The sequence below is a fragment of the Halorientalis sp. genome, assembly GCF_028275115.1.
Taxonomy (GTDB): Archaea; Halobacteriota; Halobacteria; order Halobacteriales; family Haloarculaceae; genus Halorientalis.
The window spans coordinates 23932-47577 of the sequence record NZ_JAQCNH010000041.1 but is presented as its reverse complement, the minus strand read 5'-3'; the positions used below and the strand labels follow the sequence as shown (position 1 = coordinate 47577).

General features: G+C 64.8%; 22 protein-coding genes. 11 read left to right on the top strand and 11 right to left on the bottom strand.

Features of this window, described 5'->3' with window-relative positions; all coding sequences use genetic code 11:
- Positions 1–30 precede the first annotated feature (30 nt).
- Entirely contained in the window at positions 31–1374 is a 1344-nt protein-coding gene (locus Q0964_RS07020; RefSeq protein ID WP_299265246.1) for an LVIVD repeat-containing protein, read from the bottom strand.
- An 88-nt stretch (positions 1375–1462) separates the two neighbouring features.
- On the opposite strand from Q0964_RS07020, the gene Q0964_RS07015 reads away from it, so the two are divergent.
- Positions 1463–1879 (top strand): hypothetical protein, encoded by a 417-nt coding sequence (locus Q0964_RS07015; protein ID WP_299265243.1) that lies wholly within the window; start codon positions 1463–1465, stop codon positions 1877–1879.
- A gap of 24 nt (positions 1880–1903) precedes the next feature.
- On the opposite strand, the gene Q0964_RS07010 is transcribed toward Q0964_RS07015, so the two are convergent.
- Positions 1904–2518, bottom strand: coding sequence for a TetR/AcrR family transcriptional regulator (locus Q0964_RS07010; RefSeq protein ID WP_299265241.1), 615 nt, complete (start codon positions 2516–2518; stop codon positions 1904–1906).
- Positions 2519–2724: 206 nt separating this feature from the next.
- On the opposite strand from Q0964_RS07010, the gene Q0964_RS07005 reads away from it, so the two are divergent.
- From Q0964_RS07005 to Q0964_RS06990, 4 genes are read left to right on the top strand one after another with little or no spacing between them, the layout of a single operon-like run.
- The gene (locus Q0964_RS07005; protein ID WP_299265238.1) at positions 2725–4236 is read left to right on the top strand and encodes a COG1361 S-layer family protein; all 1512 of its coding nucleotides are present in this window, start codon (positions 2725–2727) and stop codon (positions 4234–4236) included.
- Between the two features lies 1 nt (position 4237).
- Entirely contained in the window at positions 4238–6991 is a 2754-nt protein-coding gene (locus Q0964_RS07000) for an efflux RND transporter permease subunit (RefSeq protein ID WP_299265235.1), read from the top strand.
- 43 nt (positions 6992–7034) lie between these two features.
- On the top strand, positions 7035–7772 hold the full coding sequence (locus Q0964_RS06995) for an SDR family NAD(P)-dependent oxidoreductase (protein WP_299265232.1): 738 nt from the start codon (positions 7035–7037) through the stop codon (positions 7770–7772).
- A gap of 41 nt (positions 7773–7813) precedes the next feature.
- Positions 7814–8464: a DUF7978 family protein gene (locus tag Q0964_RS06990; RefSeq protein ID WP_299265229.1), complete on the top strand. Its 651-nt coding sequence runs from the start codon at positions 7814–7816 to the stop codon at positions 8462–8464.
- A gap of 6 nt (positions 8465–8470) precedes the next feature.
- On the opposite strand, the gene Q0964_RS06985 is transcribed toward Q0964_RS06990, so the two are convergent.
- From Q0964_RS06985 to Q0964_RS06975, 3 genes are all read right to left on the bottom strand, one after another.
- Entirely contained in the window at positions 8471–9418 is a 948-nt protein-coding gene (locus tag Q0964_RS06985) for a MinD/ParA family ATP-binding protein (protein WP_299265226.1), read from the bottom strand.
- 343 nt (positions 9419–9761) lie between these two features.
- A complete protein-coding gene (locus Q0964_RS06980) occupies positions 9762–10991 on the bottom strand; it encodes an RNA-guided endonuclease InsQ/TnpB family protein (RefSeq protein WP_299265223.1) in 1230 nt (409 codons plus the stop codon).
- Positions 10992–11135 (bottom strand): DUF2080 family transposase-associated protein, encoded by a 144-nt coding sequence (locus Q0964_RS06975; RefSeq protein ID WP_299265220.1) that lies wholly within the window; start codon positions 11133–11135, stop codon positions 10992–10994. It abuts the gene before it with no gap.
- A gap of 317 nt (positions 11136–11452) precedes the next feature.
- Here Q0964_RS06975 and uvrA point away from each other — a divergent pair, with 317 nt between their 5' ends.
- The 3 genes from uvrA (at position 11453) to Q0964_RS06960 (ending at position 17386) form a co-directional block, all read left to right on the top strand.
- Positions 11453–14488, top strand: a complete 3036-nt coding sequence (uvrA, locus tag Q0964_RS06970; RefSeq protein ID WP_299265217.1) for an excinuclease ABC subunit UvrA — start codon at positions 11453–11455, stop codon at positions 14486–14488.
- 641 nt (positions 14489–15129) lie between these two features.
- The gene (locus tag Q0964_RS06965) at positions 15130–16173 is read left to right on the top strand and encodes a PAS domain-containing sensor histidine kinase (protein ID WP_299265214.1); all 1044 of its coding nucleotides are present in this window, start codon (positions 15130–15132) and stop codon (positions 16171–16173) included.
- Positions 16174–16306: 133 nt separating this feature from the next.
- Positions 16307–17386, top strand: coding sequence for a geranylgeranyl reductase family protein (locus Q0964_RS06960; RefSeq protein ID WP_299265211.1), 1080 nt, complete (start codon positions 16307–16309; stop codon positions 17384–17386).
- 6 nt (positions 17387–17392) lie between these two features.
- On the opposite strand, the gene ygfZ is transcribed toward Q0964_RS06960, so the two are convergent.
- A complete protein-coding gene (ygfZ, locus tag Q0964_RS06955; protein WP_299265208.1) occupies positions 17393–18487 on the bottom strand; it encodes a CAF17-like 4Fe-4S cluster assembly/insertion protein YgfZ in 1095 nt (364 codons plus the stop codon).
- A gap of 43 nt (positions 18488–18530) precedes the next feature.
- A complete protein-coding gene (locus Q0964_RS06950) occupies positions 18531–18824 on the bottom strand; it encodes a DUF6432 family protein (protein WP_299265205.1) in 294 nt (97 codons plus the stop codon).
- Between the two features lie 167 nt (positions 18825–18991).
- Between Q0964_RS06950 and Q0964_RS06945 the strand changes: the two genes are divergently transcribed.
- Together Q0964_RS06945 and Q0964_RS06940 are read left to right on the top strand one after the other, a co-directional pair.
- Entirely contained in the window at positions 18992–19891 is a 900-nt protein-coding gene (locus Q0964_RS06945; protein WP_299265202.1) for a DUF7093 family protein, read from the top strand.
- 26 nt (positions 19892–19917) lie between these two features.
- Entirely contained in the window at positions 19918–20310 is a 393-nt protein-coding gene (locus Q0964_RS06940) for a DUF5611 family protein (RefSeq protein ID WP_299265199.1), read from the top strand.
- A gap of 96 nt (positions 20311–20406) precedes the next feature.
- Here the strand turns inward: Q0964_RS06940 and Q0964_RS06935 are convergent, their stop codons facing one another.
- The 4 genes from Q0964_RS06935 to Q0964_RS06920 form a co-directional block, all read right to left on the bottom strand.
- Entirely contained in the window at positions 20407–20742 is a 336-nt protein-coding gene (locus Q0964_RS06935) for an SAM-dependent methyltransferase (protein ID WP_299265196.1), read from the bottom strand.
- Positions 20743–20951: 209 nt separating this feature from the next.
- Positions 20952–22256 carry an RNB domain-containing ribonuclease gene (locus Q0964_RS06930; RefSeq protein WP_299265193.1) on the bottom strand — a complete coding sequence of 435 codons (1305 nt, stop codon included), beginning with the start codon at positions 22254–22256 and terminating at the stop codon, positions 20952–20954.
- A 47-nt stretch (positions 22257–22303) separates the two neighbouring features.
- Positions 22304–22606: a DUF7562 family protein gene (locus Q0964_RS06925; RefSeq protein ID WP_299265190.1), complete on the bottom strand. Its 303-nt coding sequence runs from the start codon at positions 22604–22606 to the stop codon at positions 22304–22306.
- Between the two features lie 63 nt (positions 22607–22669).
- Entirely contained in the window at positions 22670–22870 is a 201-nt protein-coding gene (locus Q0964_RS06920) for a DUF7511 domain-containing protein (protein ID WP_299265187.1), read from the bottom strand.
- A 211-nt stretch (positions 22871–23081) separates the two neighbouring features.
- Between Q0964_RS06920 and Q0964_RS06915 the strand changes: the two genes are divergently transcribed.
- A complete protein-coding gene (locus Q0964_RS06915) occupies positions 23082–23576 on the top strand; it encodes an RNA-binding protein (RefSeq protein WP_299265185.1) in 495 nt (164 codons plus the stop codon).
- The last annotated feature ends 70 nt before the right edge of the window (positions 23577–23646 follow it).

The following is a 23646-nucleotide window of genomic DNA, read 5'->3' as shown; positions in this document are numbered from 1 at the left end:
GTACAGAAACATGGAAAAAAGGCCGAGGCCTCACTTCGTCCGGCCTCGGGCCATGCGCCACGCACCCAGTCCGAGTCCGGCGAGGCCCGCGAGAACGCCGAACCCGGGGCCACTGGCGGCGGTCGTGCCGTCGGTCGGTGTCTCGGTGGCGTCGTCGGGGGTCAGCCCCGATCCGGGATCGGGGAAGGTGTACAGCCGTTCGGTGACGTCGATTCCGGGTGGCTGGTCGACGCTGGCCGCGACGAGGAACTCACCCGCCGGTCGGGCGGTCCAGAAACAGGCGTCGTCGGTGTCGCGCCAGGCGGCGATCTCGGCGGGGTTCGCGGGGTCGCTCACGTCGAAAACTTTCACGCCACCCTGATACCAGGAAGTGTACAGGCGGTCCCCGGAGAACTCGAAGTTGTGGGCGGTCGTCCAGACGCCGTTCCGGTAGCTGGCGTCCGTGGTTGGCGGCGGGTCGATCCGGGTAAGCCGCTTCGGACGGGTCGTGTCGGAGACGTCGTAGAGGACGACCCCGCCGGGACCGGGGTCGTTCCACGCCTCAATCCCGATTCCGAGCAGGTCACCGGCGTCGTCGACGGCGACGTAGTGGTCGTTGCCTGGCTGCCGGAGTCCGTCGCGCCGTGCGGCTCTGCGTCCGAACTCGCGGAGGTCTTCGACCGGACGACCGCGAACCCGGGAGACGAACGACGGGTCGGTCGGGTCCTCGACGTCGACGATCCACGTGCCAGCGTCCCAGTGGGCCAGGTGTGCCAGACCGTCCTGCACGAACACGTCGTGGAGGTTCGCGAGCGAGTATCGCACGTCGGCCCACCGCTGGTCGTGGTCGGTGAGTGCCCAACTACCCAGTCGTTCGGGGGCTGTGCCGGCCGAAACCGTCACCAGGCCGACGCTCGCGGCCCCGTTGGCAGTGAGGTAGGCCACACCGTCCTCGAGGTCGCAGTTGTGGATTGGATACGGCGTCTCGTGGACACCCAACTGCTCGGGGTCAGCAGGGTCGCTCACGTCGTAGAAGACGACGGCCTGGAGGGCGCTGGCCTGCGGGTTTGCCGGGCCGACGACGGCGAGGCGGTCGCCATCGAGTTTCACGTCCCAGATCTCCCGCAGCGGCCCGCCGTCGCGGTCCGTGAGGATGTCACGGCGCTCGGTCAGCAGTGCGGGTGCGGTCGGGTCAGCGACGTCGACGGTCACGAACCCGTCGGAGACGGCGGCGAAGGCCGTGGTGCCGCCGTCACCGAGGACGGTCTCTGCGAGACCCGTGATGTCGAGTGTCCCGAGTGGTTCGAACGAGGAAGACTGTGAACGGGGACGACCGGCGGCGGTCGGGACCAGTGCAGCCCCGGCCGTCGCCGCGAGGAACTGACGGCGGCGCATAGCCGGCATCTGGGGGTACCGACACCTATGGGTTGTGGTAGCCGCTCGGCGCGATAGTTTCAATACGCGGTATGTGGTAACATGAGACATGGCATCGGACGGATCGACGGCACCGGCGGACCTGACCGAGGACGAACGGGCAGCGTTACACAGAATCGAACTCGGGTTGGAGTGTCTCCACCGGGCGCACGGGCATCTGGTGGAGTTTCACCACAGCACGGGTCACGCGATGGACCACCTCGCGGCGGCTGAGCCGCTGTTGCGCGAGTGTGGCTACGACGACCTGGCCGACGCAGTGCGAGACCAGTACCTCCCACAGGGTGTCATCGACGACGACCGCTGGTCGTACGACGTGCTGGAGAGCTTCCAGGAGGACTTTCTCGCGGAGATCGAGGGCTTCGAAACGGAGGCTCGCGAGGCGGTTGCGGACGGGCAGCGCCACGCCGAGGAGCGGGCACAGGAGCGGAGTTGGAAAGAACGCGCCGGACGGGAGTTCCAGGAGTGACCGACGACGCACGATTACGGCGGGTCAGGCGTCGTCGACGAGGAGACGAGACTCGATGTAGGCATCGAGCTCCGCGCGAACCGCTTCGAGGTCCGGTTCCGTCGAGGTCGTCGCCTGAAACGTCGCGCCCTGGATTATCGTGACGAGCATCGAGGCGACCTGCTCCGTGTCGACGTCGTGGAAGAGACCCTGGTCGATGCCCGCTTCGAGGATGACCCGGACTCGCTGTTCGAAGTACCGGTCGTTTTTCGAGAACTGCTCGCAGAATGCGTCGTCGTGCGCCGACTGGGCGCGCAGCTCCGTCATCGCGCGGTTGAAATCCTGGCGGTCGCCGTCGATGATTTCGGAGATTACGTGGTCGAACCCGATGCGCAGGCGCTCGTCCGCAGCGTCGGCCTGCTCGAGCGGGATGGTGCCTTCCATCCGTTCGAGCATGAAACTCAGGAAGTCGACCAGCAACGCGTCCTTGCTGTCGTAGTGGTGATACAACAGCGACTTGCTCTTGTCGAACTCGTCGCCGATGCGCTGGATCGTCAGATCGGCGTATCCGTGCCTCGAAAGCGCGTCGTACGTGGCCTTCATAATGGCCTCGCGTGTGTCGTCCGGGTTCGCCTCGAACAGGTCCCTCCGCTCCGGCATTGTTGATTGAATATTCAATCACCGATTAATAGTTTTTCGGCTCCCGATGCCGGGAAACGAATGAAAAGATACTTGTGTTGAATAAACATTCAATCAGACAAGCGTACTGACTGAACGTTCAATCAAGCATGAGAGGATCACAACTCGCAGCTCTTGCAGTCGTTGCATTGTTTTTAGTCCCGATGCCGGCGCTCGGCGGGTTCGTCGTGTCTGGTAACCCGGAGCTATCGGCGTCTCTCGACGACAGCCGTGTCACGCAGGGCGAGGACAGAACGCTGAATCTGCAGGTCAACAACCAGGGCGAAGTCGACTACGGGTCCGCCAGTGGGCTGGAGTCACAGGTCACCAAGGCCCGCGGAATGACGGTCGACCTGCGCTCCGGGTCGGCACCGGTGACAATCGAAACCAACCAGCGGACCGTCGGACAGTTGTCCGGCGAGTCCTCGACTCAGGTGCCGTTCGACATCAGCGTAGCCGAGAACGCAGAGCCCGGGATTTACACCCTAACGGCGGAAGTCGAGTACGAGTACTACTCGAAGATTACCCAGTCCGACGCGGGTCTGCGAAGTTACAACGAACAGAGCGAGACGGACACGTTCCAGGTGACGCTCCGGGTCGAGGACAGCGCTCGTTTCGAGATCGTCGACACCGAGTCCGACGTGCAGATCGGATCGACCGGGACGGTCGGTGTCATCATGGAGAACACGGGCACCGAGACGGCCAGCGACGCGAGTGTCGAGTTGGAGTCGCTGAACAGCGACCTCACGTTCGGTCAGTCGAGTTCCGGGACCCGGTACGCCGGTGAGTGGGAGCCTGGCGAGCGAAAGACCATCGAGTACCGCGTCACGGCGTCGGACAACGCCGAACAACAGCGCTACGCCTTCCGCGTGACCGCTAGCTACGACGACAGCGACGGTGTCACCCGGCAGTCCAAGAGCCGCTCGCTGGGCGTGACCCCGCTGCCGGAGACGAATTTCGAGCTGTCGAACGTCGAGCCCTCGCTCCGGGTCGGCGAGGACGGCACCATTTCGGGCACCGTCCGGAACGGCGGTGACTTGGTGGCCCGTGACGTGGTCGTCCGACTCACCGGCCAGTTACAGAATCTCAACCCCACCGACCGGGAGTACTCCGTCGGCACGCTCGAACCGGGGCAGGCGGCCGACTTCGACATGGAGATAGAGGTCAACGACGCCGCGGCGAGCGGCCCCAAGCAGTTCGTCTTCGTCGCCGACTACCGCGACACCGAGGGCGACTCGCGCACGAGCGACGACCTCCCGGCCCGGGTGGACGTGGCACCCGGCTCGGACGCGTTCGCCGTCAGCATCGTCAACGGTTCGGTGGAGGACGGCGGCTCGACCACCATCGGTGTCGAGGTCACCAACACGGCCAACGAGACACTGTCGGCTATCTCGGCGAAGATGTTCGCAGACAGCCCGATCAGCGTCTCAGACTCCGAGGCGTACATCGACGAACTCGGGCCCGGCGAGTCGACGACGATCGGTTTCAGCGTCGGAGCCAGCGACGCGTTGCCCAAACAGTACCCGCTGTCGGTTGACTTCGAGTACGACGACGCGGACGGCGACACGCTGCTCTCGGACCGCTACCGCCTCCCCATCGACGTCGAAGAGAGCAGCGGCGGCGGTGGCTTCCCGCTCCCGCTGATCGGCGTCGGTGTCGTCGTCGTCGTCGCCATCGGCGGTTACATGCGCTTCCGCTAACATGGACTACCAGCGCGTCATCGACCGGGTCGACGAGACTATCGTCGAACGGCCCGGCCGGATTATCGTCGTCTTCCTCGTCGTGACTGCCCTGTTCACGGTGGGGCTGGGCAGCGTTAGTACCTCCGCCGGAACCTCGCAGTTCACGACCGGGCTCCCGGCCGAGGAGGCGTTCACCCAGGTCAACGAGAAGTTCTCTCCGTCGTTCGCTGCCGACACGGGGAGCACGTCGCTGATTCAGCAAAACCGGAACGTCCTCGACAAGGAGTCGCTGCTGGCGATGCTCCGTGCACAGGACCGTCTCGAACAGCGTGACTCCCTGCGCGTGACCTCGACGGCGAGTGCGGCCCGTATCGTCGCCACACAGCTCGACCCGTCTGCGACGACGCTTTCGGCACAAATCGATGTCGTCGAGGATGCGACCGCCGGCGAAATCGACCGCGCGGTCGCGCAGGCGGCCGGGCGAAGCCCGCAGTTTACGAGCCTCCTGAGTAACGATTTCAACCGCGGGTCCGCGACCGCGACAGCCACTATCGGCACGGTGAGCCACGAGGTGCCCGCGGGGCTGTCGTCGGGGTCGGGACAGGGCGGGTCAAGCCCACTGACGCCGATCCAAGAGCAATCGATCTTCGCGGTTTCGACCACTGGCGGTAACATTCAGGTGTTCGGCTCGGGCGTGCTGGCCGGCGAGTTCTCGAACGTTATTATCGACTCGCTGTTGATCGTCGTGCCGGCCGCGGTGATCTTCATCACGTTTTTCCTGATCATCGCGTACCGGGACCTGCTCGACCTGCTGCTGGGCGTGGTCGCACTGGTGATGGGCATCGTCTGGACCTTCGGGTTCATGGGCCTGGCCGGCATCCCGTTCAGCCAGATGCTGATCGCCGTGCCGCCGCTGTTACTGGCGGTCGGGATCGACTTCGGCATTCACGCCATCAACCGGTACCGCGAGGAGCGAGTCCAAGACTACTCCATCGAGGAGTCGATGCGGGTCACGACCGACCAGTTGCTCGTGGCCTTCTTCATCGTCACCGGAACGACCGTCATCGGCTTCGCCGCCAACCTCGTCAGCGACCTGCCGCCGATTCGGGACTTCGGGGTCGTCGCGAGCATCGGAATCGTCTTTACCTTTCTGATCTTCGGAATCTTCCTCCCGGCGGCGAAGGTGTGGCTCGACCGGAGGCGCGACAGGATCCCGATCCCGACGTTCAGCCAGACTCCGGTGGGGTCGGAAGACTCCGCGCTGGGAAGCGTTCTCCGCGTCGGGGTCGTCGTCGCCAACCGCGCGCCCGCCATCTTCCTGGTTCTCGTCCTGCTCGGGACCGTCGGTGCAGGCTACTACGCGACCGGCGTCAACACCTCCTTCGCACAGGAGGACTTCCTCCCGCCAGAGGACAACCCCGACTGGGTGATGGAGTTACCCGAACCGTTCAAGCCCAACGAGTACACCGTCACAGAGACGACGAACTTCCTCGAAGACACGTTCGACTCCACACAGTCGGACTCGGTGACGATGTACGTCGAGGGGCGGTTAGAGAGGCCGACGGCTCTGGAAGACATCCACCGGGCCAGTTCGGACCCGCCCGACACCGTCATCACGGACGACGAGCGCCGCGCCGACTCGACGAGCATCGTCACGGTGATTCAGAACCGCGCCGAGCAGAACGAGTCGTTCGCCGCTCTGGTCGCCCGTAACGACGTCGACGGGAACGGCGTTCCCGACCGGAACCTCGGCGATGTCTACGACGCGTTGCTGTCCTCGCCGGCCCGCGGGCAGGCGCTCGACTACATGACCGAGGACCGTCGGGCCAGTCGCGTCGTCTACACGGTCGAGTCCGGTGCTGAACAGAGCGAGATCACCGCCGATGCCCGCGAGATGGCCGGCAGCTTCCGGTTCCACACCGTCGCGACCGGCGAGACGGTCGTCTTCCAGGCGGTTTCGGACGTGATTTTCACCTCGGCTATCGAGAGCCTGGCGCTCGCCTTACTCGGCGCGACGCTGTTCCTGCTGCTGGTCTACTACGTCATCGAGGGCCGGGCGACGCTTGGCATCGCGAACGTGGTTCCGATCATCACGACGGTCACACTGGTCGCGGCGACGATGCGGTTCGCGGGAATCCCGTTCAACGCCATCACGGCGACGATGCTGGCGATCACTATCGGACTGGGAATCGACTACTCCGTCCACGTGACCCACCGCTTTGCCGACGAACGCCGGGAGTACGACCTCGTGACGGCGCTGGACCGAACGGTCCGAGGCACCGGCGGGGCGCTGCTCGGCAGCATGCTCACCACGGTCTTCGGGATCGGCGTGCTGGGCCTGGCGCTGTTCCCCGCTATCGGTCAGTTCGGCATCCTGACCGCCGTGAGCATCGTCTACGCGTTCCTCACGTCGATCTTCGTTCTCCCGGCGGCGCTGGTGCTGTGGGACCGCCTCGTCGGTTACGACGCCGGCGCGACGGCGACCACGGGCGGCGGCGGTCCCTCGCCGACGCTCGGCCCGGAGCCCGCAACCGGGACGCCAAACCCCGACGTGGTCGCGTCCAGCGGGGACGCGTCGGTCACTGAGTCGCTACTGGACACCGACTCGGTCTCGGAAGCCGACGCCGCGGCAAACGGCGGCGCGACGGCCAGCGCGAACGGCGACTCGGCCACCGACGACGGCGCGGACCCGACAGACGCGGGCGAATCGGGTGACACCGAAGACGAGACGACGGAACCGCCCGCCGACACGGACTCGACTGCCGAGGACTGATCGAGGCCGGGCGGATTAAGCGCCCGGCGTCACTAGCAGGGGTATGCACACACCCGACCTCTCGGGGCAGACGGCCCTGGTGACAGGGAGTGCGAGAGGCGTCGGCCGGGAGCTTCTGCTCTCCATCGCGGCCTGCGGTGCCGACGTGGCCGTTCACTACCGGACGAGCGACGCGGCCGCGACCGAGGTGGTCGAGCGCGCCCGCGAGGCGGGCGTCGACGCGGTATCCGTCGAGGCCGATGTGACGGACCCCGACGAGGTGGACGCGCTTTTTTCGACAGTCGAGGCGGACCTCGGAACGGTAGACGTGCTTGTGAACAACGTGGGCGCGTTCGCGCCGGTCCACTGGGAAGAGATGTCGTTCGCGACGTGGAAGGCCGTGCTGGAGACGAATCTCGACGGGACCTACCTCTGCTCGAAACGGGCGCTTCCGGGAATGCGGGCGGCCGGGCACGGACGGATCGTCAACATTGGGTACGCGGGTGCCGACCGAGCACTGGTCAGCCCGAAAAACTTCCCGTACTTCGTCGCGAAGACGGGCGTTGCGATGTTCACGCGGATGTTGGCCGGAGACACCGTCGACGACGGAATCACTGTCAACGCGGTCTCGCCGTACGTCGTCGAGAACTCGGAGGAGTTCCCCGACGACCTCCCTCGGGGCCGGCCGGCCGCCTTCTCGGACCTGATTCGGCCTACGCTCCTGTTCCTCGATCCGGACAGTGACTACCTCAGCGGCGCGAACATCGAGGTGTCGGGTGGGTGGTTACCCGAACAGGTGTGACGCCGGAACGTTTTTTTCCGACTACGAGTATGTGAGACAATGTGACAGTCAGAGAACCGAGAGCCACGGACGAAGAGCGAGTCACGGCACCGGTCGGAGAGGCTGGCGTCGAGCGGGAGGAACTGCCACTAGACGTGCGAGTGGAGTTCTGGCTCGAGACGTTCCCCTGGTTTCCCGCGTTCAGTGCCGGTTTCGGGGCGTTTCTACTCGGGTACGTTGGACTGTTCGCGACGGTCGTCGCTGCACCCCTGTCACTGCCAGAGGGAGACCTGCCGATCCGGGTCGGGTTCCTGTTTTACAACGCACACAACGTCGTCGTGACCGGCGTGACGACAGCGCTACCGGACAGCGTTCCGATGACGATGGACTATCTGCCGCTGGTCGGGGACCCACTGCTCTACCGGTTCCTCCCGGCGGTCGTGCTCACCGTCGCGAGCGCCCTGTTCACCTTCGTTCGGGTCCCCGTGCGGCGGAGCACGACGGCCGCGGTGGCGACCGGGGCAGCCATGGGAACTGGGTACGTGCTGATCGCACTGGCCGGTACCTTTGTGTTCACCCTGAACGTCGACAATGTCCTCTACCAACCGTCCCGCGCAGGCACGATGCTGTACGTTCTCGGCTACGGCCTGCTGTGTGGTGTCTGCGGGAGTCTGTCTGGACAGGTGGCAATCAGCGTGGTCCACAGGACGTAGGCGCGGTCACCGACCGAGCGCGTCGACGAACCGGCCCAAGCGGCTTCCCTTCTCTTCGTCCTCGGTCTCGTCAGTCAGTTCCTCGGCGGCGACCGTCCCGCCGTTCCCGTCGGTAGCCGTCGTCCCCGCCGCCTCGTCCCGACTCCCACCGGACGACACTGGTGCGCTCACCTCGACGCTCGCAGCCGACGTCTCGGGCGTCGGTTTGAGCGTCTTGGTGATCCGAGGGGTCTGTCCGGGCTCGATATCGAGCACCGCGGAGGGGTCGGTCGCCACGTCGTGCCCGATGAGCAACCGGACGACCAGGGTACGGTAGGGCAGCAGCGGGTCGACACCGGGCATGTCCAAGTCGGGGACCGTAGCGAGGTGATCGGCACCGACGGTCTCGACGATTTCCTCGTCGGACAGCCCCTGACAGGTCCGGGAGACGACGATGCCGGCGACGGAGCAGTCGAGGCCGCGGGCGAACTCCGCGGTTTTTTTCGCGTCGAACACGGCGGCCTGGTCGGGTGTCGTCATCACGATGGTCTCGTCGGCCGCCTCGATCGGGATGGCACTCTCCCGGGAGACACCGCTGGCGGTGTCGAGGACGATGGCATCGTACCGGTCAGCGAGGACGTCGACGACCTCCGTGATCGCGCTGGGGTCCGCGGCGGCGAAGGCGTCGAGTTCGCTGGCTCCCGGCAGGACGTCGAGTCGACCGGCTGCGTCGAGGGCGTCGGACGACTCGCCAACGACGGCGTCTTCGAGATCGGCGTTCCCGGCGAGGACGTCGTGAATCGTCGGATCGTGGTCGATGCCGACGATACCCTGGAGGTTCGACATCGCCAGGTCGGCGTCCACGAGGACGACCTCTCGACCCGTCGCTCGCAACGTCGCCGCGAGGTTCGCCGCCGTGGTCGTCTTGCCGACACCGCCTTTGCCGCCGGCAACTGCGTAGACTGTGGCTGGCATTGTGGCCGAGAGATGATAGCTGGCATTATAAATCAGGGCCACCGTTCGCGCACGGAAAGCGGTGATACGTGAGTCGAGAGTGAGTTTTCACCGATGATACTTCGTGGGAGAGAGGTGCTGCCGGCAGGTTCTGATTTCTACGAGTGATAATGGGGTTGGAGAGTCGGTTTCCCTGGACCACGTCGATGACAATCGTGGCGGCGACGATGTGTGCTCTCGGAACGTCGGTCGCGCCGTCGATAGTGGCCTCGTGCTCGCGGGGAAGCAGCCGCCCCCTCGCCGTCGTACTCGTTCGGGGTCGCCACAGTTGGCTGTCAGGCGGTGTGGTGACTTCCTCCCCACCCTACTCGCTCACCGCTGACGCGGTTCGCTTCTTGAGGGTGGGGCTTCCTGCTTCCACGACGCGCTTTGCAGACACCGAATCGGTGTCCGTAGGGAGCGCAGTCTCCACAGGCGTTGATTCGGGACAGCCCGTCCCTACCTGTTCGAGAGCGCGAGAAAGAATGTTCCATGCCGCGTTCCAGTCCCGGTCGGCGGTGAACCCACACGACGGGCACGAGTGTTCGCGGACCCACAGCGGTTTGTCTGTCTCGACACCGCACGCCACACACTCTTTAGTCGTTCCTGCCGGCTCGACCGCGACGAAGTGCGTGCCTTCCCGCTCGCACTTGTATTCGAGCATTCGCAGGAACGTCCCCCATGAGGCCCCGGCGCGGTTCCGAGAGTTGCCCGGAAGTTCGACCAGTCCCTTCGCGTCCAAGTCCTCGATTGCCACAAGGTCGTACTCACGGGCGTAGTACGCCGAAAGTTTGTGCAGGAAGTCACGTCGCTTGCGCTTCAGGTCGGCGTGGCGTCGAGCGACCGTCTTGCGTTGTTCCTCCCAGTTGTTCGAGCCGTGTTCCTTCCGCGAGAGATTACGTTGAGCGCGTTCCAACCGCTCGCGTTCGTCGGAGAAGTCCGGCGACTCGACAGCGGTCCCGTCGCTATCGTGGACGTATTTCAGGATACCAACGTCGATACCAACTGCGTCAGTCACTTCGTCGGGCTTCTCGGGTGGGTCGTTGGGCGTTTCGACGCCGAGGATGGCGTACCAGTTGCCAGTGGGTTCGCGTTTGACCGTGACGGTCTTGATGGTGGCGTCGTCGGGCAGGTCGCGGTGGAACGTGATGGGAATGTCACCAATCTTCGAGAGCCAGAGTCGAGTCCGACCACTCGTGTTTTTGAGTTTGAAACCGGACTGACTGTAGGTGAACGATTGGTACTCTCCCGGTGCTTTCCACTTCAACTCCCCGACGCTGTAGCCGTTCTGCTTCCGGCCTTTGAGTGTCGAGAGGTTGTCGTACAACCGCTGGACGACTTTCTGCAACACCTTCGAGTGAACGTCTCGCAGGTCAGTCCACCAGTCTTTCAGGTCCGGCAGGCGCTTCTGCTCGGAGTACGATAAAGTGTCGTCGTGGCGGTTGAGGCGGTGGAGGAAATGGTTGTAGGCCTGCCTACAGGTATCGACAGTCCACGCTAATCGCTCGCGGAGGTTGTCAGACGGATTTAGCCGATACCTGTAATTGTAGTTCATTTATTCGTCGTCGGGGTCAGAAGTACGGACGACTTTCACGTCCGCATCACGCCAGCGTTTCGGGACGTAGACGTGAGCGCCGTTGCCGGTGGCTTTCACGTCGCCGTCCACAACTTCGTGGCCGTTGATTGTGAACTGTTCCATGTACGATGTATATACTTTGTCAGGACTGACAAACGTGCCGGTTGGCCTGTGGGCCGGTCGTTGCGGAGTGTATGTGAGACGATGACGGCGTGGACGAATCGCTCCGCGATTCGTTCGCACACCAGAAATCACCGATTTCTGGGGACGCTGTATCCCCGCCCTACTGCGCTACTCGGTCGCTTCGCTCCCTGCGTTGCTCCTTGAGGACGAGGCATTAGCGCCTAAATTTTAGGTAACGAGCCGTCGTATTGGGTGGCCCGGGAGTCACTGGTGGGAACCGACAGGGTTTCACTGAATCAGACCCAGGGTTGGTACAGATGACCAGAGAGCACATCGAGGTCCGCGGGGCCGAGGAACACAACCTCAAGGACGTCGACGTGACGGTCCCGCGAGAGGAGTTGACGGTCGTGACGGGACTGTCGGGGTCAGGAAAGTCCTCACTCGCGTTCGAGACTATTTACGCCGAGGGGCAGCGGCGATATATCGAGTCACTCAGCGCGTACGCCCGCAACTTCCTGGGCCAGATGGACAAGCCACAGGTCGAAAACGTCGAGGGGCTCTCGCCTGCGATCAGCATCGACCAGAAAAACGCCGCCAACAACCCGCGGTCGACAGTAGGGACCGTCACCGAACTCCACGATTATCTGCGTCTCCTCTACGCCCGCGTCGGCACGCCACACTGCCCCGAGTGTGGCCGGGAAGTCGGCGAGCAGAGTGCCCAGAACATGGTCTCCCGGATTCTGGAACTCCCGGCGGGCAACCGCGCGAAGATCGCCGCGCCCGTCGTTCGCGACCAGAAAGGCGCTTTCGAGGACCTGTTCGACGACCTCGTCGCCGAGGGGTACGCCCGGGTCGAGGTCGACGGCGAGTCCTACGACCTGACGATGGACAGACCCGGTCTGGACGAAAACTACGACCACACCGTCGACGTGGTGGTCGACCGTGTGAAGATTAGCGACGAGGCCCGGTCACGGATCACCGACTCGGTCGAAACCGCTCTCGACGAGGGTGCGGGTGTTCTCAAGGTGATCCTGCCGGACCCGCCAGCGGACGCCGAGCTCGGCGGTGCGAGCGCTCGCTCGACGGGGGACCTCGCAGACGCGGACGACGAGGGCGCCACCGACCGCCTCGTCGTCGAGTTCTCCGAGGACCTCGCGTGTACCCACTGCGGCATCGACATCTCCGAAATCGAGACCCGTTCGTTCTCGTTCAACTCACCCCACGGAGCCTGCCCGGAGTGTGAGGGAATCGGGTCGACCAAGGAGGTCAGCGAGGACCTGGTGATCCAAGACCCGTCGAAGCCGCTCAAGCACGTCTTCGAGCCCTGGAGCTACAACCGGACCTACTACTCTCGACAGCTCGACAACGTTGCCGAACACTTCGGCATCGACCTCGATACGCCCTTCGAGGAGCTGGAGCCGGAAATCCGGCGACAGTTCCTCTACGGGACCGATAGACTCGTGCACTTCGAGTGGACGACGAAAAACGGGACTCGAGAGAAGACCGAGCGGTTCGAGGGTGTTATCAACAATCTGGAACGTCGCCACGTCGAGACAGACAGCGACCGCGCTCGTGAACACATCGAGGAGTACATGGCCGTCACCACCTGTCCGGCCTGCGATGGAACCCGGCTCAAGGCCGAATCGCGGGCCGTCCTCGTGGACGGCAGTTCTGCGAGCGAGACGGGCGGCGCGTCGTCGGAGGGACCCGCCGGCGGAACGTCCATCACCGAGGTCAATCGTATGTCCATCGGTGACGCCCTCGAGCATTTCGAGGGGATGGAGGACGGGTTGGACGAACGGGACACGAAGATCGCTGCGGAGATTCTCAAGGAGATCCGCGCCCGCCTCGGATTCATGTGTGAGGTCGGACTGGAGTATCTGACCCTGGACCGGGAGGCCTCGACGCTGTCGGGCGGGGAGAGCCAGCGAATCCGACTGGCGACCCAGATTGGGTCCGGCCTCGTCGGTGTGCTGTACGTGCTGGACGAGCCGTCTATCGGCCTCCACCAGCGGGACAACGACCGCCTGCTGAACACGCTCGAAGAACTGCGGGACCTGGGCAACACACTGCTCGTCGTCGAACACGACACAGAGACGATGCGGCGGGCCGACCAGATCGTCGACATGGGGCCTGGCCCGGGCAAGCGGGGCGGCGAGGTCGTTGTCAACGGTTCCATCGACGAACTCAAAGCCGCCGAGGAATCGATCACTGGCGACTACCTCGCGGGCGACCGATTCATCGACGTGCCCGCGGACCGACGCGACCCCGACGGCCACGTTACGATTCGCGGCGCGCGCCAGCACAACCTCGACGACGTGGACGTGGACCTGCCACTCGGTTCGTTCACCGCGATCACGGGCGTCTCCGGGTCAGGCAAGTCCACACTGATGCACGACGTCCTCTACAAGGGGTTGGCCCGGCGAATGAACGACAACACGTCGGTCGACCCAGGTGACCACGACGACATCGAGGGACTGGACAGAGTCGAGACCGTCCGGCTGATTGACCAGTCGCCGATCGGCCGCACTCCGCGCTCGAACCCGGCCACGTACACCAACGTCTTCGATCACATCCGGAACCTGTTCGCCGACACCAAACTGGCCAAACAGCGCGGCTACGAGAAGGGGCGGTTCTCATTCAACGTCAAGGGCGGCCGGTGTGAGGAGTGTGGCGGTCAGGGGACCGTCAAAATCGACATGAACTTTCTCTCGGACGTGCAGGTGCCCTGCGAGGAGTGTGGCGGCGCGCGCTACAACGACGAGACGCTCGACGTGACCTACAAGGGCGAGACTATCGCGGACGTCCTTTCGATGAGCGTCGCAGAGGCGTTCGAGTTCTTCGAGAGTCACCGCCAGATTCGTCGGCGGCTGAAGCTCCTGAAGGACGTGGGCCTCGGCTACATGCGACTGGGCCAGCCCTCGACGACGCTGTCGGGCGGGGAGGCCCAGCGGGTGAAACTCGCGGAGGAACTGGGCAAAAAAGACAGCGGCGAGACGCTGTACCTGCTGGACGAGCCCACGACCGGGCTCCATCCCGAGGACGAGCGGCGGTTGATAGACGTGCTCCACAGGTTGACCGACGACGGCAACACGGTGGTCGTAATCGAACACGAACTCGACCTCGTAAAAAACGCCGACCACATCGTCGATCTCGGGCCCGAGGGCGGCGAGAAGGGTGGAGAAGTCGTCGCGACCGGCACACCCGAACAGGTCGCCCGCACCGAAGCGTCCCACACCGGGCGGTACCTGCGCGACCTGTTGCCCGCGGTGGAACTGGAGGGGCCCCGCAGCGACCGGGAGCCGGTGGCCGCGGACGGCGACGCGGAAGCGACTGGGACTGGGGACGACTAGGAGACGCGGCTGAACGGCGCGTCTCCGAACACGCGAGCGGGGAGGACCGACCCGCGAGCAGAACGCGGCTGAACGGCGCGTCTCCGAACACGCGAGCGGCCGTCTCTCGGGTCTGAAAATCGGAGGCACGTTTGAAGCGTCCCAGTTCCTAAGAGCCGGCAATGTCCGAGACCTGGGTTGGACTGTGGTGGGTTTAGCTCGGTTTGCTGGTAGTGACGGCGGTGACCCAGGCCGTCGTCGGTTACTGGGCGTACACGCGGCAGTGGGACCGCGACGGGGCGCAGTGGTTCCTGTTTATGCTCGGGACCGGACTGCTCTGGGCACTGTCTGTGTTCTTTTTTACTCCCCGTCGATCGGCTGTTCAGGCGGTTCGGGTGGATAGTCGCAGCGCTCAGTGCGATCCTGACTGTCGGGGCGTTCGTCGTCGGCGCGCTGTCGATCATGACGCTTGATTCGCTGAGTCAGTACACGTCCGTGTTCCCGGTTCGGTTCAGTCACGCGGTGTTCGGGCTGTTGCCGTTCTACAGGCGGAGTAGGGCGAGTACCTCGGCGTCGAACGGAAATCTTTGATTTCCGTGATGACGAGACGCTTCGCGTCTCGATCCACTTGACCCCGAGGCGGTTCACTCGATGTGAAACCGGTGGCACGCAACACTGTCATCGAGAATCTCAGAGACCCGGTCCTCGTCGTCGACGACCGGCAGCGCGTCGTCGATTTCAACGAGGCGACCACGCACGTCTGGCCTGGAATCGCCAGCGAGGTGCCGGCGGCGTTCCAGCGGGTCTGTCCGACGCTGTCCGGGGCCGTTGTCATCCCACCCGACGGCGAGGGCACGACCCAGCAACTCTCGCTGACCTACGACGGGCAGGACCGCTATTACTCGGTTACGGTGTCCGCCGTCTCGAAGAGCAGCGACGAGCGGACCGGCTGGTGCTCGGTCCTCCTGCGAGACATTACCGAACCCGAACGGTCCCGCTGGCAACTCGAGAAGCAGAACAAGCGTCTCGATCAGGTGGCCTCCACGATTTCCCACGACCTTCGGAACCGCATCAACGTGACGACGGGCCGCCTCGAACTGGTCGAGGCCCGCATCGACGACCTCGATGTCGACGCCGCAGTGCGGGAGCAACTGAAAGACGAAATCGGGAGCGTCGAGTCCGCCACCGACCGGATGCAGGACATTATCGACGACATCCTTACCATCGCCCGCGAGGGCAAGACCGTCGAGACGACCGAGACCGTCAGCCTCAAGACCGCGACCCGCGACGCACAGGCGAACGTCGACACCAGCGACGCCACGCTGACCGTCGCCGACGACCGTCAGTTCCGCGCCGACCGGAGCAAGCTCCTGACCATCTTCGAGAACTGCTTCCGCAACGCTGTCGAACACGGCTCTGTCGACGTGACTGTGGAGGCAGGGTCGACGCCCGACGGGTTCTACGTCGCAGACGACGGTCCCGGTGTCCCCAGAGAACACGTAGACGACGTCTTCGAGCACGGCTACACCACCAGCGGCGACGGCACCGGCCTCGGGCTCTCCATCGTCCGGACGATGGCTGAATCTCACGGCTGGACCGTCGAGCTGGACCGCGAGTACGAATGCGGGACCCGCTTTGCGTTCGGCAACGTCGGTACGGCAGCTACCGACGGTAGGTGGCAAACAGGCGACCGCTGCGGGTCGTGACACGGTCGGTCGCACGACGGCAGTCCGTGCCACGGCGAGAGTCAGCGCACGGAGACGGGTGGCTCCGTTTCGGAATATAAACGTTCGGAGACGACCGAGAAGGTATATGAGCGTCCGGGGACAGAGCGTAGATATGTACGATTTCGTGGTAGTGGGGGCCGGGCCAGCCGGTTCGCGGTTCGCGCGCCAGGCTGCTGCGGACGGCGCCGACGTGCTCGTCTTCGAGCAGGGACGGGTCGGCGAGCCGCTGGCCTGTTCCGGCCACGTCAGCACGGACGTCTGGGCGTACACCCCGCCGGGTGCCCGGGAGGACCTCCTCCAGAACGAGGTGTACGGCGCACGCTTTCACACGGGCGGCCCCGACAGCGAGGCTCACCCCTTCTACAAGGACGAAGTCATCTCGAACGTCATCGACCGGGTCGGGCTGGACCGGACGCTAGCCGCTGCCGCGCGGGAGGCCGGCGCCGACCTCCGGGAAGAGCACACGGTCGTCAACGTGACCGAGGGCCGAAACGCCGTGCGGATTCGGGCACGCGGACCGGACGGAACCGACAGCTACGAGGCGCGCATGGTGGCGGGCGCGGACGGCCCGAAGTCCCGCGTGCGCTCGGAACTGGCCCTCCCCGAACCCGAGGAGTTGCTCCACGGTGTCCTCGGATTCACGGACGAGCCCGACCACGACGATTTCGTCGACGTCCACCTCACGGTCCCCGACTTTTTCGCCTGGCAGATCCCCCGCGGCGAGGCCGGGGTTGAGTACGGGCTGGCCGTGCCACCTGGCGACGACGTGCGAGCGCGCTTCGAGGAGTTCACCGACGCGTACGACGTCGACACAGACCGGCGGTGTTCCGGACTCATCCCCATCGGTCCGCCACCCAGGGTGACGGGCCGTCGGAGTTTCTTACTGGGCGATGCGGCCGCACAGACCAAGCCGTTCACCGGCGGCGGTATTCTCTACGGGATGACGGCCGCCGACCACGCCGCCCGGGAGGTCGACCCCACCGACCCGGGAACGCTCGGGGACTACGAGGACGCCTGGCGGGCGGACTTACGCACGGAGATCCGCCTCGGGAAGCTCGTTCGGACCGGCTACTCGATGCCAGAGCCGGTCCAGCGTGCGGGAATACGGGCACTCTCGGGCGAGATTGCCGTCCACATGGACCGGCCGACCACGCTCTTTTCGACCGAGCAGCTCAGAAAGCTGTTCGGGTAGGAGCGGTCAGGGTTCGGCGTCGGGGTATGCCGGACGACGGGCGGATTCGTCGGACCCCTCTACGAACGGCAACTCGACCGCCGAGGCGTCCCGCTCCTCTCCATCGATTCGGACGGTGAGGTCGCCGCTCGTGTCGTAGTCGACCAGCGCAAGGGCGATGGGTTCCTGGCGGGTTGGGCTGTCGACGGCGCGGGTGACTTCGCCAACCGCGCTATCGCCGGAGAAAACCGCCGCACCGGCCGCGGGGACGGCGTCGACGGTCAGACCGACGAGCCGACGGCTCGGTCGGCCGCGGTTCTCGACGCGGGAGACGACTTCCTGGCCGACGTAACAGCCTTTCTCGAAGTCCAGAGCGTTGCGGACGCCGACGACGTTGGGGACCTCGCCGTCAAGTTCGGTCTCGAAAAGCGGCGTCCCGGCCTCCAGCGTGAGCGACTCCCAGGTGCGGTAGCCAAATGGGGCGGCATTCGTGCCGCGGTTCTCCAGGGTATCAAACACGTCGCGGGCGGCGTCGGTTGTGCAGACAACGGTGTATCCCTCCTCGCCTGCGAGGCCGTCGTCGCGGATGACGGTGACGCCGTAGTCGCCCATCGACCCACGGACGAACGAGAGGTGGGCACCAGGTGAGGCCGCGCCGGTGAGAACGCTCGCGATCTTCTCGGTGGCTTTGGGGCCGTGGACGCCGAAGGTGGCGAACTCGTCGGTCGCGACATCGATCTCGACGTCTTGGATGAAGGTCTTCCCGGCCCAGTCCTCGGCGATAGGAGCGGCGCGAGCCGGTGGCGTGAACACGAGTAGGCGCTCGCTGGCGTTGAACACGTACATGTCGGTCGTGATTTTACCCTGGGGGTCCAGCAGGAGGGCGTAGGCACCCTGCCCGTCGGTCGTGGGAATGCGGTTGGAGACGGCGTTGTCGACGAATTCGACGCGGTCGTCGCCAGTGACGGTGACGACGCCGTGCCCGAACTCACAGAATCCGACCACGCGGCGGACGGCAGTGTGAGTGCGCTCGGGGCGACCGTAATGATCGACGACGCGACGACCCCCGTGAGCCTTGAACAGCGCACCATGGTCCTCGTGAACGGCCTCGAGAACAGTCATTGTGAGATAATGGACACCCGGTGGCGTTAAATTGCCGGGTTCGTCAGCGCCCGAACCAGGAGCGGATCCGGTCAAGCACGGAGGATTCCTCGTCGGGGTCGTACTGCCCGATGGCGTGGTCCTCCGGGAGGATGACAGTGCGTTGGTCGTCTTCGGTGGCCTCGATCAGGCCGTCGGTCTTGAGGTCCGAGAGGGCCGTCTCCAGTTCGTCGATGTCCGCGTCCACCCGAGACCGGATTTCGAACACCGTCATCCCGTCGTCGCGGCGGTCCGCGAGGGCGTCGAGTACTGCGACCTGGGTTTCGTCACGGTCGCGGTACTCCCGCTTGGCTCGCATATAGCACCGTTTGTCCGGGTGGGTCTTAAGACTTCGAGACCCGGCACAGACGCGCGAGCGGGGCACCACCCACCGACCAAGTCGGCGAGACCGAGATTCGCTAGCGTGACAGGCGTCAGACTCCCAGGCAGTAGGCTTAATATCGGCGGGCGACCAGTATCCTGTCAATGAGTATCAAGTGTTCGTTACTCGGGCACAAGTTCAGTGGGACGGAAGTGGAGGAGGAGCGCGAGGAACAGGGTAGCGAGGTCGTCATCACGGTGAAGGAGGTCGAAGCCTGCGGCCGGTGTGGCGAGCGCCGGGTCATCTCCGAGAACAAGGAGGTGACCTCGCTGGCGGCATCGGACGACGCTGTGTCCGAGTCGGCGCCGGAACCGGACACCGCGGAGACGGCCGGTGCAGACACCGGTAGTGGGCCGGCATCCAGTCCGAACGTGAGCGCGGCCGAGGACGACGTGGAACTGCTCGACGCCAGCAGCGACGGCCCCGAGACGGCGGCCGACGAGGGGTCCGACGGCTCGGAACCGGCACCGGACGTCGCTACCGTGGGCGAGACGAGCGTCGACGACCCGGAGACGGCCGAGGACGACGGCGCAGTCATCCTCGACGACGGGGAACCGGAGCGCGAGCCCGGGGCGTGGCCGGCGGACGAGACCACGCCCGAAGATCGGTCCGAGCCCGACCCGGAGGCGATCGAACGGGCCGCCACGGAGACGGCCGACGGGAGCGAGACGGTGCCAGCAGGGAAACTCGATGGCGACGAGTGGCCCGACGAGTACAGCTACGAGGAGAAGTCCGGAACGGCGCCGGAAGTCGACTGGCCCGAGGAGGACGAGGGCGACAGTTCGGAGTGGGAACCGGGCGACAGCCTGACACAGCGGATCGACGGCGACGCGGAGCAGGCGGGGACCGCGGCGGTCACCGTTCCGGAGGGTGAGTTCTACTGTACGGAGTGTGAGTTCACGACGTTGGTCGAGGAGTCGTCGCTGCGGGCTGGCGACTTCTGTCCATCCTGTCGTCGGGGGACCCTCGAACATCGGACCGAAGACGCGACGCGAAAAGAGTAAACCGAACCCTATCCAAACGTCTCTCCATGCGGGAGTACAAGATGCGCCGGGGCGAACACCTCGAAGAACGAGTACCGGACATGAAGGCGAAGATTGAGGACTTTTTCGGTGAGGTGTCGGAGATCAAGGAGTACAAGGGGAGCGACCTGTACGTCGTCGGCGACCCGGAGAACCCGGTTTTCGACCGTATCACCGCCGGAACCGTGGCGTACGACGGGAAAAAAGACAAGCTAGGCGTCGACTTCGTGGAACGGCCCGCCGAGGACGTCATCGCGGAAGGGAAAGCCGACGCCGCAGCCGACGCTGTCGACGCAAAAAACGACTTCTTGGAGGAGTGTACCGGACGGGACGCGAAGAGCCGGCGTGACTCGATGAAACGCTCCGTCGAGGACGACGCAGAAGCTCCCGACAACGTCTGAGCGGTTCTATCGCTTTGCCGAGACGATGCCGTACTGTCACAACCCGTCGGCGAGCGTCTCGTGCTGGTAGCGCGCCGGTTGTCCGCCTGGGTTTCGTTACGCAGGCCGTCCGCGCTCGCGACGCGGCCCAACGACCGGAGAAGCCGACTGGCCCAGTGAACCGCCTCGATGCCCCCAGACCACGTCGACCGAGTCGGCTGGCAGCGGCAGGTCGGTGAAGTCCCCCCGTGCGAACGCGGCGCGGTCGGCGACGCCGCGCTCGGCGGCCAACTCACGTGCCTCCTGGAGCTGTAACGGGACGAGGTCGACGCCCGTGACCGTTGGGTCCCGCTCGGCTGCCAGCCAGACGCTGCTCCCACCGACGCCACAGCCACAGTCCAGGACGTGGTCGTCGGCACCGATCTCCGCCCGGTCGGCCAGTTCGCGGTTCACGTTCTTGATGGCACCGGCGTGTGACTGCTCGCATCAGATTATGTACAATTTATCTTTCAGGACCGGCGGACGGTCCGTTCGTTCTCGCTCGGTGTGGCTCGGAAGGGGCCGTCGGGGTTCGCGGTCGACGTGACGGGCGTCGAGCCGGGCCGCCGTCAGCCTGTTCTGTCGCTCGCAGTCGTGGTCGCACTAGCGGCCGGGCGGTTCGGTCAGGCGTCCTCGTCGACGACTTCCAGTCCACGGTTGTTGACCGCGGCGGGGTCGAGCCCGACCTCTTCGAGGAACTGGCGGTACTCGCGTTCGCACTGTTCCGCGTCTTTCTGCTTGTCGGAGGCGTGCGAACAGAGGTCTCCGAGGTCCGCCACCACCTCGTCGGTGTAGACGATCCAGTGGTTCACCAGGTCCGAGAGTCGGCGGATCGGGCTGGTGAAGTGGCCGTAGATCTCGAAATTCAGGGCGTGGTGGCCGCCGAAGGGGTCGCTCATGTACTTCGCGCGGGGCATGACTTTCATTACGGCCCGCTGAATCTGGTTGAGCTGGCGTTCGGGGGCCGCTTCCAGGGTTTCGTTGACGGCTTTCCGCGGGTCCTCGTGGCTGGCCGACACGGAGACCCCGTTTAGTTCCTGAATCTCCTGGAGGGCCTCGTTCCACTGGTCGGGCGTGGGCTGGGGGTGGACGCGGAACATCGCTTCCAGGCCCCGGTCCCACTGGAGAGTGTGCGTGACGGCCTTGTTTGCCTTGAGCATACACTCCTCGATGATGGTGTGGGCCCGGTCCCGGCGCGGGTTGAGGACGAGCGAGCCGTCCTCTTTGCGCTGTTCGTGGAGCTGGTCGGCGAGGTTCCAGACCTGCTCACACTTGGCCGCTAGGTCGACTTCGGGGTCCTCGAGCAGGTCGTCGGCGCTCTCGGGGTCGTCCAGCAGGGACTCGGCCTGGGCGTACGTGAGCCGAGCGTCACTGCGGATGACGGACTTGTAGATGTCGATGGTCTCGTAGGACAGCGTGTCGGGGTCGAGGTGCATCTCGACGGTGTGGGCCAGGCGGTCCTCGTGTGCTACCAGTGAACAGACGGTCTCGGCCAGCACCGGCGGGAGCATGTGGATGGTGTAGGCCGGGAGGTAGACGGTGTTCGCTCGTTTGAGCGCCTCCGACCACATTTCTGTGTCGGGGTTGACGTAGTGGGTCACGTCGGCGATGTGGACCCAGAGGACGATCTCGTCGTCGCGCACGTCGATGGAGATGGCGTCGTCGAAGTCCTGGGCGTCGACGGGGTCGGTCGTCCAGGTTGTCATCTCGCGGAGGTCCTGGCGGTCGTCGAGTTCCGCCTCGACCTCGCTCTGTACGTCGTCGGTCAGGTCCTCGGCCTCCTGGCGGACGGCCGGCGGGAAGTCGTCCCGGATATCGAACTTCTCGAATAGGTCCTCGCGCTTGTTGGCGAGGTGGCGGGCGAGTTCCTCGTCGATGTCGACGGGGCCCTGACCAGCCGCAGTCCCGGCCTCTGCTTGGTCGCTCATGCAGTTCGGTAAGTGGACCCGATAGTTAGTGGTGTCGGCGCCCGACGCTACGACTCCCGTCCTTCGGGGGAGTCACCGTGGTCTGCCAGCAGTTCGTAGAAACTCGCGATAAACTCCTCGCGGTTGCAGTCACCCGCGTGGCTCTCGACGAGCAGCGACTCCAGCCCTTTGCGTGGCTGGTGACAGAGGTCCCGGTAACAGTGTTTGCAGAAGAACTCGAACTCCTTGTCCTCACGGCTCCAGCGGTCGCCGTGTTTGTCGTACTCGCGTGCGTCGCTCCGGGCGACCGAGTCACCACAGGCGATGCAGGTGACCTGCGCGTCGTTCCGGTTCCGCCGGGAACCCCACATGCGCCTCCGTTTGGCTGGTGAGTACTTATCACTTTTCGAGTCGGAGAAGCAACCGCGAACCGTTCACCGTACGTCGGCGAGTGAGACGGCGTAGTCCCGATTGGCTGTGAGCCAGGCCGTGTAGAGACTGTCTCCGTCCGCGGTCGAAAAGATCGTCACTTCCGTTGGCTCGTCCCAATCGTCGTACATACACTCCAAATCGAACTCCGGTAGTTGATCGAACTGGACATCGTCCGCCGCAGCGGCGTTCTCGACGACACTCATCTGTGGCTCACCTCGGTAGCACGAGGGCTGGCCGGTGGGCTGTCCGATTCGAGGCTCGACACTCGTCCGACATCGCTCGGTTGCGACCAGTGTGCCATCCGATTTTATCTATCCCGAAGACAAATAAAAGGCTTTGCTACTCAATATCACTCATGATAACGGGGGAACGAGGAGCGGGCGATTTATGCGCCGAGCGGGCGACGTGCCGGATATGCAGGTGAAATCACGGCATCACCTCCGTGCCGACGCGGTAGACGACTTGGAGTCGGCACTAGAGGCGAAACTCGGCGTCAGCATGGACGCCGACACCCACGAGAAGGTCGAACTCGAGGGGACTGATTACGACCTCGTGCTGGTCGATGGTGAGCCCGCAGTCGTCTACATCGAAGCCGAACACGGACAGCAGGAGCCGTTTCTGACCGTCCGCGGTGCCAACGAGTACCCGCCCGAGCACAGCGTCGTCACGGTCGACGCCGGGGCCATCTCGTTCGTCAGCGACGGCGCCGACGTGATGCGTCCGGGGATCGTCGCGGCAGACTCGGACATCGAAGCCGGTGAGTTGGTCGCCATCGCCGAGGAGAGTCACGGGAAAGTCCTCGCAGTGGGCCGAGCCCGCACCGACGGCGGCGATATGGTCGGCGACGAAGGCAAAGTGGTCGACAGTATCCACTACGTCGGCGACGACCTGTACGAGTTTTCGGTCTGACGGGCGACGGACACCGGTCGGCCATTTCCTGCGCCTGACAGCCTGCGTTCCGGAAATACTAGTCTGCGTA

Excerpts from the sequence above, each read along its gene's own strand:
- Q0964_RS06930 (WP_299265193.1), bottom strand. The coding sequence starts at position 22,256 with ATGAGCGACCAAGCAGAGGCCGGGACTGCGGCTGGTCAGGGCCCCGTC.
- Q0964_RS06945 (WP_299265202.1), top strand. The coding sequence starts at position 18,992 with ATGAGTATCAAGTGTTCGTTACTCGGGCACAAGTTCAGTGGGACGGAA.
- Q0964_RS06975 (WP_299265220.1), bottom strand. The coding sequence starts at position 11,135 with ATGGAACAGTTCACAATCAACGGCCACGAAGTTGTGGACGGCGACGTG.
- Q0964_RS07015 (WP_299265243.1), top strand. The coding sequence starts at position 1,463 with ATGGCATCGGACGGATCGACGGCACCGGCGGACCTGACCGAGGACGAA.
- Q0964_RS06985 (WP_299265226.1), bottom strand. The coding sequence starts at position 9,418 with ATGCCAGCCACAGTCTACGCAGTTGCCGGCGGCAAAGGCGGTGTCGGC.
- Q0964_RS06915 (WP_299265185.1), top strand. The coding sequence starts at position 23,082 with ATGCAGGTGAAATCACGGCATCACCTCCGTGCCGACGCGGTAGACGAC.
- Q0964_RS07000 (WP_299265235.1), top strand. The coding sequence starts at position 4,238 with ATGGACTACCAGCGCGTCATCGACCGGGTCGACGAGACTATCGTCGAA.
- Q0964_RS07010 (WP_299265241.1), bottom strand. The coding sequence starts at position 2,518 with ATGCCGGAGCGGAGGGACCTGTTCGAGGCGAACCCGGACGACACACGC.
- Q0964_RS06960 (WP_299265211.1), top strand. The coding sequence starts at position 16,307 with ATGTACGATTTCGTGGTAGTGGGGGCCGGGCCAGCCGGTTCGCGGTTC.
- Q0964_RS06920 (WP_299265187.1), bottom strand. The coding sequence starts at position 22,870 with ATGAGTGTCGTCGAGAACGCCGCTGCGGCGGACGATGTCCAGTTCGAT.
- Q0964_RS07020 (WP_299265246.1), bottom strand. The coding sequence starts at position 1,374 with ATGCGCCGCCGTCAGTTCCTCGCGGCGACGGCCGGGGCTGCACTGGTC.
- Q0964_RS06980 (WP_299265223.1), bottom strand. The coding sequence starts at position 10,991 with ATGAACTACAATTACAGGTATCGGCTAAATCCGTCTGACAACCTCCGC.
- ygfZ (WP_299265208.1), bottom strand. The coding sequence starts at position 18,487 with ATGACTGTTCTCGAGGCCGTTCACGAGGACCATGGTGCGCTGTTCAAG.
- Q0964_RS06995 (WP_299265232.1), top strand. The coding sequence starts at position 7,035 with ATGCACACACCCGACCTCTCGGGGCAGACGGCCCTGGTGACAGGGAGT.
- Q0964_RS06925 (WP_299265190.1), bottom strand. The coding sequence starts at position 22,606 with ATGTGGGGTTCCCGGCGGAACCGGAACGACGCGCAGGTCACCTGCATC.
- uvrA (WP_299265217.1), top strand. The coding sequence starts at position 11,453 with ATGACCAGAGAGCACATCGAGGTCCGCGGGGCCGAGGAACACAACCTC.
- Q0964_RS06950 (WP_299265205.1), bottom strand. The coding sequence starts at position 18,824 with ATGCGAGCCAAGCGGGAGTACCGCGACCGTGACGAAACCCAGGTCGCA.
- Q0964_RS06940 (WP_299265199.1), top strand. The coding sequence starts at position 19,918 with ATGCGGGAGTACAAGATGCGCCGGGGCGAACACCTCGAAGAACGAGTA.